6 protein-coding genes and 1 pseudogene are annotated in these 8,173 nt (G+C 70.6%); 6 read left to right on the top strand and 1 reads right to left on the bottom strand.

Annotated features, from left to right (window positions below; translation table 11 throughout):
• From Q1N79_RS12305 to Q1N79_RS12280, 6 genes are all read left to right on the top strand, one after another.
• Positions 1 to 987 (top strand): DUF3375 domain-containing protein (locus tag Q1N79_RS12305; RefSeq protein WP_300608492.1); only part of this gene is annotated, 987 nt, incomplete at its 5' end.
• Positions 984 to 1,589, top strand: coding sequence for a DUF4194 domain-containing protein (locus tag Q1N79_RS12300; RefSeq protein WP_300608490.1), 606 nt, complete (start codon positions 984 to 986; stop codon positions 1,587 to 1,589). The genes Q1N79_RS12305 and Q1N79_RS12300, both read left to right, overlap by 4 nt.
• Entirely contained in the window at positions 1,586 to 4,969 is a 3,384-nt protein-coding gene (locus Q1N79_RS12295; protein ID WP_300608488.1) for an ATP-binding protein, read from the top strand. The genes Q1N79_RS12300 and Q1N79_RS12295 overlap by 4 nt, the downstream gene beginning before the upstream one ends.
• 1 nt (position 4,970) lies before the next feature.
• Positions 4,971 to 6,155 (top strand): DUF3322 domain-containing protein, encoded by a 1,185-nt coding sequence (locus tag Q1N79_RS12290; protein ID WP_300608486.1) that lies wholly within the window; start codon positions 4,971 to 4,973, stop codon positions 6,153 to 6,155.
• Entirely contained in the window at positions 6,112 to 6,402 is a 291-nt protein-coding gene (locus Q1N79_RS12285) for a hypothetical protein (RefSeq protein ID WP_300608484.1), read from the top strand. Before Q1N79_RS12290 ends, Q1N79_RS12285 begins: the two co-directional genes overlap by 44 nt.
• A complete protein-coding gene (locus Q1N79_RS12280) occupies positions 6,402 to 6,779 on the top strand; it encodes a hypothetical protein (protein ID WP_300608482.1) in 378 nt (125 codons plus the stop codon). The genes Q1N79_RS12285 and Q1N79_RS12280 overlap by 1 nt, the downstream gene beginning before the upstream one ends.
• An 11-nt stretch (positions 6,780 to 6,790) precedes the next feature.
• Here the strand turns inward: Q1N79_RS12280 and Q1N79_RS12275 are convergent.
• A pseudogene (locus Q1N79_RS12275) lies at positions 6,791 to 8,173 on the bottom strand (hypothetical protein); the annotation flags it as partial.

The raw sequence follows: 8,173 nt of genomic DNA, 5'->3' as shown, positions 1-8,173 counted from the left end.
CGCATCGACGCGGGCGACCTGGCGATGCTCGACTCCAGCGCGGTGCGCGACCGCTACCAGCAGTTCTCCGCGACCGCCCGCGAGCTGCTCGCTGACTTCCGCGAGGTGGAGGAGAACTTCAGGAGGCTGGACAGGCAGCTGCGGGAGAAGATCACCGGATGGCACGGCGGCAAGGGCGAGCTGCTCGACGACGTGCTTGGCAGCCGCGAGTCCATCGCCGGCTCGGACCAGGGCAGGTCGTTCCAGGCGTTCCACGACTTCCTGCTCTCCCAGGCGCGCCAGGAGGAGCTGACCGGCCTGCTGGCCAAGGTCCACGAGCTCACGCGCGCCATGGCCGAGCGCGACCCCAGACTCCAGCACGTCCACTACGACTGGCTGGACGCCGCCGAACGCACCCAGGCGACGGTCAGGCAGCTCAGCGAGCAGCTCAGGAGGTTCCTCGACGACCAGGTGTGGTTCGAGAACCGGCGGGTGATCGACCTGCTCCGCGACATCGAGGCCCGCGCGCTGAAGCTCCGCGACGACAGTGCCGCGGCCGGCGGCCTGACGATGGAGATCGACGCCCCCGCCCCGCAGCTCGCGCTGCCGATGGAACGGCCGCTCTACGCGCCGGTGCGCAAGCCCCAGATCGACAGCGGCGGCATCCGGCCCGCAGGGGAAGACGACGAGACCGATCCGACCGTGCTCTTCGAGCAGGTCTACGTCGATCCCGCCCCGCTGCGCGGCACCGTCCGCGCCGCGCTCAGGCGCGTCCCGCAGATCCGCCTCGCCGACCTTGTCGCCGCCGCGCCGCTCACGCACGGGGTCGCCGAGCTCGTCACCTACCTGTCGCTGCGCGACGACGCCTTCACGATCGTGTACGACGACACGCGTACCGAGCAGGTCAGCTGGTCCGACGACGACGGGCGCGGCAGGACCGCGAGGCTGCCCGGGGTCACGTTTGCCCGTGCCGGAGGGACAGTCGGCCGGACAGGGGGTGCCGCATGACCGAGCCCGACCTGCCGGTGGCCGTCACCCAGCTGATGAAGGGCGTGGTCTACCGGGACACCCATGACCGGGCGTGGAACCAGCTGCTGCAGCTGCAGCCGCAGGTCCGGGATCACGTCGCCGTGCTGGGCCTGCAGGTCGTCGTCGACGAGGCCGAGGGGTACGCCTTCCTGCGCCAGCGCCCCCCCGACGAGGATCCCGAGCGGCAGCTGCCGAGGCTGATCCCGCGCCACGCGCTGTCCTTTCCCGTCAGCCTGCTGCTCGCGCTGCTGCGCAAGAAGCTCGCCGAGTTCGACGCCCAGGGCGGGGACAGCCGCCTGATGCTCAGCCGCGGGCAGATCGCCGAGATGATCCGCGTCTTCATGCCCGCGACGAGCAACGAGGCGCGCCTGATCGACCGGATCGACGAGCACATCGGCAAGGCCGAACAGCTCGGTTTCCTGCGCCAGGCGAAGAACGGTGAGCAGGTGTACGAGGTCCGCCGGCTCCTGAAGGCCTTCGTCGACGCCCAGTGGCTCGCCGACTTCGATGCGAAGCTCGCCGAATACGCCGCGGCGCTCGCGGGCGGACGAGACGAGGGCGCCGAAGGAGAGGGCGGGTGACGGTGGAACGGCTCAGCGGCTTCCGGCTCGCCAGCCTTGAGCTGCGCAACTGGGGCACGTTCGACGGCCCGGTGTGGACGCTCCGCGCTGACGGGCGCAACACCCTGGTCACCGGCGATATCGGCTCGGGCAAGTCGACGATCGTAGACGCGATCACCACGTTGCTGCTGCCCGCCAACCGCATCTCCTATAACAAGGCGGCCGGTGCCGAGACGCGGGAGCGCTCGCTGCGTTCCTATGTGCTCGGCTACTACAAGTCCGAGCGCAATGAGGTCACCGGCACGACGAAGCCGGTCCCGCTGCGCGACGCGACAAGCTTCGGCGTCATCCTCGGCGTTTTCGGCAACGAGGGCTACGACGCCACGGTCACGCTCGCCCAGGTCTTCTGGCTGCGTGGCGGCGACGCCGCCGGCCAGCCCGACCGGTTCTTCGTCGTCGCCGACTGCGCGCTGTCGGTCAGCGAGCACTTCGCGGACTTCGGCACCGACATCTCCGCGCTGCGCAAGCGGCTGAAGGCCATGACCGGCGTGGCGGTCCATGACGACTTCCCTCCGTACGGCAGGGACTTCCGGCGCCGCCTCGGCATCGAGTCCGAGCAGGCCATGGAGCTGTTTCACCAGACGGTCTCGATGAAATCGGTGGGCAACCTCACCGATTTCGTCCGCGCGCACATGCTCGAGCCGTTCAACGCGGCGCAGGCGACGGCCGACATCGTCGCCCATTTCGATGACCTGACCAAGGCGCACGAGGCCGTCCAGCGCGCCCAGGCACAGCTGGCGCTGCTCACACCGCTGCTCAAGGACTGCGCCGCCTACGACGCCCTCGATGCCGAGATCAAGGACCTGACCGTCAGGCGCGAGGCGCTGCGCTACTACTTCGCCGACCTCAAGGCTGAGCTCCTGGACCGGTCGCTGTCGGATTTTCATTCCGAACGATCCCGGCTGACTGCGCTGCGCGACGATCTCACGGAGCGGCTGAAGGACCTGCGGGTGCGCGAGCGGCGCCTGAGCGACGAACGGGCAGGGCATGGCGGTAACCGGCTCGCGGAGATCGAAGGGCAGATCGCGGCGAACGAGCAGGCACGCGACGCCCGCGCCAAGCGTGCGCAGCGGTTCAGCGAGCTGCTCGCTGAGGCCGGTTTGGCCCCGGTCGAGACTGCCGGGCAGTTCGCGGTCCGCCGCAGGGAGATCGACGCCGCTCGCGTTGCCGCGGATCAGGATCTCGCGGACAGCCAGAACAAGCTCACCGACGCGCGCGTCGCCAGGCAGCAACTGGACACAGAGGCCGCCGAGGTCAACGCGGAGTTGCGCAGCCTGCGCGAGCGGAAGAGCAACATCCCCAAACGGCAGCTGGACCTGCGTGCGCTGCTTTGCCGGGAACTGCGGCTTGACGACGACTCGCTGCCGTTCGCCGGCGAGCTGATCGCGGTCCTCCCCGGGGAGTCGGACTGGGAGGGTGCGGCGGAGCGCCTGCTGCACTCTTTCGCGCTGTCGATCCTGGTTCCCGACGCCTTCTACCGCGCGGTGTCCGACTGGATCGACGGGCACCACCTGCAGGAGCGCGTGGTGTACTACCGGGTTCCCGATCTGGCCAAGGGCGGCCGGGTACCGCCGCCTGACCACGGGTCGAACACGCTCGCCGCCAAGCTGGACGTGAAGGAGACGCCGTTCAGGCAGTGGCTGGAACGTGAGCTGGCAGGCCGGGCCGACGTGGAATGCGTCCAGACTATGGACGAGTTCCGGCGAGCGGCCCGGGCAATTACGAAGGCCGGGCAGATCAAGGGCGGCGTCAGGCATGAAAAGGACGACCGTTTCCGCATCGACGACCGCGGCAGGTACGTGCTGGGCTGGTCCAATGAGCGGAAGATCGACGCGCTGGTCAAGCGAGCCACGACGCTGGCCGAACGCATCGCGGCGGTGGACGCGGAGCGGGCACGGCACGAGGCCGCGATGAGAGCCGCCGTTACTGGCGGCCGGGTGCTGGCCGGCCTGGCGGAGACCAGTGAGTTCGCGGACATCGATTACCAGTCGGTGGTCAACTGGATTGAGGATTTGAAGGACGAGCACGAGAAGCTGAAGGCGGCCTCCGCCGAACTGGCCCGGCTGGATGCGGAACTGAAGGATGTCCGCGAGCAGATCGAAGCCGCGGACACGCAGCGGTCGGAGGTGGACGGCGAGCTCGGCAGCGTGAAGAAGAGCATCTCCGACGCCGAGTCCACGCTGCGCGAGGTGCGGGCCATCCTCGGCGAACCCGGATGCGAGCCTGCTCGGACGCACTTCGCCGCCATCGCCGACTTGCTGGCCAAGGCCGGGCACGAAGCCCCGCGCGCCACCGCCGCCTGCGACGACGCGCGGAACAGCGCCGGGGACGAGATTGTGGCGATCACCGAAAGGCGCGCTGAACGACGGCAGCGGCTGGCCAGCCGGGTCGTCGGCGCGATGGCCGAATTCCGCCGCCAGTACCCGGTGGAGACCAGCGAGCTCGACAACTCAGCCGAGTCCGCCGGCGGCTACCGGGAGCTGCACAAGCGGCTCACCGACGATGACCTGCCCCGGTTCCAGCGGCAGTTCAAGACGTACCTGAACCAGAACACGATCAGGGAGATCGCCAGTTTCCAGGCTCAGCTGAACCGGCAATCGGAGCTGATCAAAGACCGGGTCGACACGATCAACAGGTCCCTGGTCGACGTCGACTACAACAAGGGCCGGTACATCAGAATCGAGCCGCAGCAGACGCCGAACACCGAGATCAGGGATTTCCGCGCGAACCTGCGGGCGTGCACCGATGACGTCGTAACGCCGGGGAATGCCGACGACCAATACTCCGAGCAGAAGTTTCTGCAGGTCAAGTACATCATAGAGCGCTTCAGGGGGCGGGAGGGGCAGACCGAGGCGGACCGGAAGTGGACAGCGGCTGTCACCGACGTCCGCAACTGGTTCCTGTTCAGCGCCTCCGAGCGGTTCCGCGAGGACGACACCGAATACGAGCACTACACCGACTCGGCAGGCAAGTCGGGCGGGCAGAAGGAAAAGCTCGCGTACACCATCCTGGCCGCGTCGCTGGCCTATCAGTTCAAGCTGGAGTGGGGCGCCGCCAAGTCGCGCACGTTCCGGTTCACGGTCATCGACGAGGCGTTCGGACGCGGATCGGATGAGTCGACCCGGTTCGCGCTCGAGCTGTTCGAGCGGCTCGGCCTGCAACTGCTGATCGTCACCCCTTTGCAGAAGATCCACGTGATCGAGCCCTACGTGTCGGCGGTCGGCTTCGTCGACAACCCGACGAGCCGGTACTCCCGGCTGCAGACGCTCACCATCGAGGAGTACAACGCCCGGCGGCTCGCGCACGTCCTCGGCGAGCACCTGACGTCGGCGGTGGCCTGAGGTGGCAAGGCCGTGGACCCGCCCGGCTGACGCGCGTGCGGCGGTGGACAGGAAGTGGGCCGCGTTGCTCGCCGCGTTCGCGGCCGGCCAGGAGTGGGTGCCGATCCCGGTGCCAGTGCACGGTCCGGGACCGGCCGAGATCGGGGAGCGCCTTGCCGCGGTGCGGGAATGGGTCGCGGAATGGCAGCGGGCAGGCGGCGGGCCGCTGCGCGTGGAGTACAAGAAGGTCGGCGGCCGGCATATCGGGACGAACACGATCCCGTGCCGCGCGTGGGTCGATGGCTACGACCAGGCCTGGGCGCTGCTCGGCAAGCGCGGCGAGGTCCGCCGTCTCGCGGAACTCACCGAGCGGACGAAGGCCGAATGCCCGCGGCTGATCCCCTGGCTCCAGGCGCGCCCGGTGCTGGCGCTGCGCCTTGCGGGGGAGTGGGACCACCTGCTCGCGACCGTGCGCTGGATCGACGAGCGCCAGGCGCCCGGCCTGTACCTGCGCCAGGTGGACGTGCCCGGCGTGGACACCAAGTTCATCGGCACGCACAAGGGCGTGCTCGCCGAACTGCTCGACCTGCAGCTCGGTCCGGACCGGATCGACTCGGGCGCCCCGGACTTCGAGGGCCGCTACGGGTTCGCGCGCAAGCCGGGCTACGTGCGCTTCCGGTCGCCGGCCGGAAGCGCCGCCTACACCGAGCTGACCGTCCGCGCGGACGAGTTCACCGCCGCGCCGCCTGGGGTCACCCGCGCCTACGTCGTGGAGAACGAGATCACCTACCTCGCCTTCCCGCTCCCCGCGGACGCGATCGCGATCTTCGGCGGCGGGTACGCGGTGCAGGTACTCGAGTCGCTGGACTGGCTGGCCGGCCTCGACATCGTCTACTGGGGCGACGTCGACACCCACGGGTTCGCGATCCTGAACCGGCTGCGGCACTGCTTCCCGCACGCCCGCTCGATGCTGATGGACCGCGCCACGCTGCTCGCCCACGAATCCCAGTGGGTGACCGAGCCGTCCCCGACGGCGGCCGCCCTTGACCTGCTGTCACCCGCCGAGCAGGACCTCTACCGCTCGCTCGCCGCCGGCGCCCTGGGTCCTGCCATCCGCTTGGAGCAGGAACGCGTCAGCTTCGCCGCGCTTGAAGGCGCCCTGCGTGCCATTGCTCATCCCACCCAATACCCACGCGAAGCTGGCTGAAGCAATCCAGGCAGCTGTCGCCGCTGGTGATGCCGACAGTGTCAGCGCCTGGGCGAACGATGCGATACGCCTGAAGGTGGAGCACGACCGCAGGCTCCGCGGTCTTGACGAGTTCATCGCAGCTTACGAAGCCGAGCACGGTGAGATAACCGAAGAAGAGATGGAGGCGGCGCAGCGGTGGGCGCGGGAGCGGGCCATCGTTGTCCGCGGTAGCCGGGGAGATGCTCAGCAGACGGGAGTCGCGTGATGCTGATCCTCGACGCGGGGGCGTTCGTCGCGGTCGAACGCGGAAACCGGAGGATTGCGGCGCTGGTGAAGCAAGAGCGGCTTTCGGGGCGCCCTCCGATTACGAACGGCGGGGTGGTCGCCCAGGTATGGCGCGGCGGTAGTGGCAGACAGGTTACGGTCGCCCAGCTCCTGGCCAACGTGGATGTCACCCCGCTCGATGACCGGCTGGGGCGGCGCGCGGGAATCCTGCTGGGCCGCAGCGGCAGGTCGGACGCGATCGACGCGGCGCTGGTATGCCTGTCCCAGGACGGTGACCACATCCTCACGTCCGACCCGGACGACCTGTTCGGGCTCGCGCGCGCCGCGGGCGTCCACGTGGAGCTGATCCCGGTCTGAGGCATCCCGCGTTACCCCGCGAGGCTGCCGGGCGACTCGAAGCCGCCGCTGCACCGCGCGGGCTCCGCGTCGGCCAGCCGCCGCGCGAGCACCTCGAAGTACGGCTGGCCTGCCCACGCCGCGCGGTCGCCGATGACGTACAGCCGGCGCCTGGCCCGCCCGATCGCGGAGTTCAGGAGGTTGGGCGACCGGCTGACGGCGGCGCGCGCGTCCGGTCGGCCGGCGTCGCCGCCGAGCACGAGAATGACCACGTCCCCGGCCCGCACCGCCTCGACGGCGCCGACCCGCGTCCGGAGTTCCTCGGCGCTCACCTCGCCGAACACCGCGCCGTACACCCGGGCGGCCGCGGCGGCGACCGCGCGGAACGGGCTGACCACGCGCACCTCCGCGGCCGGCACGCCGGCCGCGCGCAGCGAGGTGAGTACCGACAACAGCACCTCCCCGGCCGCGCCCGGTCCCACGTCGTACCAGGCGTCGGTGCCGGGGAAGGCCTCCCGCTCCGGCGTCCCGCAGGTCAGCAGCCCGTCGTAGGCGATCTCGTTGCACGCGTCGGCAATCGGCCGGTCGCTGCGACGGTGCACGCGCAACGGGGTGCCGACCCAGAGGCGCCCCGAGCCGTCCGGCGCCTCGACCGGCAGCCAGGTGCCGTACCTGGCAAGCCGGTCCGCCACCCGCTGCGCGCAGCTGCGGGCGGGCGCCCATTCCTCGTCGACCTCCAGTGCCGACGCGAGCGCCCGCTGCCCGCGCCACGGCAGCGGGCCCGCCGGCATGGCCTGCAGCGGATCCCCGGCGAGCACGGCGCGCTCGGCCCGCCACAGCGCCCCGAGCACCTGCTGCGGCGGCACCTGCCCGGCCCGCTCGGCGAGCAGCCAGCCGACCGAGCCGCGGCCGAGCCCGGCGAACAGCGAGCCGACGGACGCGAACGCCACCGCGACGACCGGCACGACCAGGAACAGCGACTGCCAGGCGGCCAGCGTGACCTCGGCCGGCGGGCAGCCCAGGCCGGGTGCGGACAGCATGTCGATCAGCGCGCCCAGGTTCCGCTCGAACGTGCCCGCCTCGGCGGCGATAAGGGTCTTGTGCAGGGCGAGGGCGGCAAGGAAAAGCTCGGTGCGCGCGGCGGCGAACTCCTCGTCCGCCCAGAGCGCGGAGGTCTCCCGCCGTTCGGTCAGCGCGGCGTCGTCGGTTTCCTCCTGTGCCGGGCCGCCTGGCACGTGGTCCCCCCAGCGCGCCCGCGCCCGCGCCACCGCCGCCTGTACCGACGCCATCTCGGCGGTGAGCCTGCCCACCTCGTCCCCGGCCCGCGTGCGGGCCCGCCTGGCGGCGTCCAGGTCCTCGCGCAGCGACCGGGCGCGCGCCAGCGCGGCATCCCGCGCGCCCGCCGCCTCGGCGCA

It is taken from the genome of Trebonia sp. (assembly GCF_030042015.1).
In the GTDB taxonomy this organism is placed as follows: Bacteria; Actinomycetota; Actinomycetes; order Streptosporangiales; family Streptosporangiaceae; genus Trebonia.
The sequence above is the reverse complement of the archived record's forward strand: the minus strand, read 5'-3'. Positions and strand labels throughout refer to the sequence as shown.

What these genes read in the sequence shown, in the direction of transcription:
- Q1N79_RS12300 (WP_300608490.1), top strand. Translation starts at nt 984, where the DNA reads ATGACCGAGCCCGACCTGCCGGTGGCCGTCACCCAGCTGATGAAGGGC.
- Q1N79_RS12280 (WP_300608482.1), top strand. Translation starts at nt 6,402, where the DNA reads ATGCTGATCCTCGACGCGGGGGCGTTCGTCGCGGTCGAACGCGGAAAC.